1 protein-coding gene is annotated in these 439 nt (G+C 75.9%); it reads left to right on the top strand.

Features of this window, described 5'->3' with window-relative positions; translation table 11 throughout:
• Positions 1-439 (top strand): peptidase dimerization domain-containing protein (locus F8271_RS31870; RefSeq protein WP_151493454.1); only part of this gene is annotated, 439 nt, incomplete at both ends.

Genomic DNA, 439 nt, shown 5'->3' with positions numbered 1-439 from the left:
CGCGAGGTGGACGCCGCGATCGTCTGCGAGCCCGAGGCGGAGGAGATCTGCGCGGTCGCCAAGGGCGCCGTCCGCCTGCTGGTCACCTGCACCGGCAAGATGGCGCACGGCGCGATGCCGCAGCACGGCCGCAACCCCGTCCCCGCCGTGGCCGAGCTGGTCGCCGCGCTGGGCCGGTTCCAGAAGGAGCTGCAGGCCGACCCGGGCGAGCACGTGCACCTCGGCCCGACGTACCTGACCCCCACGGTCCTGGACGCCGGCTCCGCCGACCAGCTCAACGTCATCCCCGGCCGCGCCGTGCTCGGCGTGGACTGCCGGACCGTGCCCGGTGTCGACCACGCCGCCCTCGCCGCACGCGTCCGCTCCGACGCCGACGCCATCGGCACCCGGCACGGCGTCACATTCGCCGTCGAGGTCGTCGACGACCGGCCGTGCGCGG

Source organism: Micromonospora sp. ALFpr18c (assembly GCF_008868155.1).
In the GTDB taxonomy this organism is placed as follows: Bacteria; Actinomycetota; Actinomycetes; order Mycobacteriales; family Micromonosporaceae; genus Micromonospora.
The sequence above is the reverse complement of the archived record's forward strand: the minus strand, read 5'-3'. Positions and strand labels throughout refer to the sequence as shown.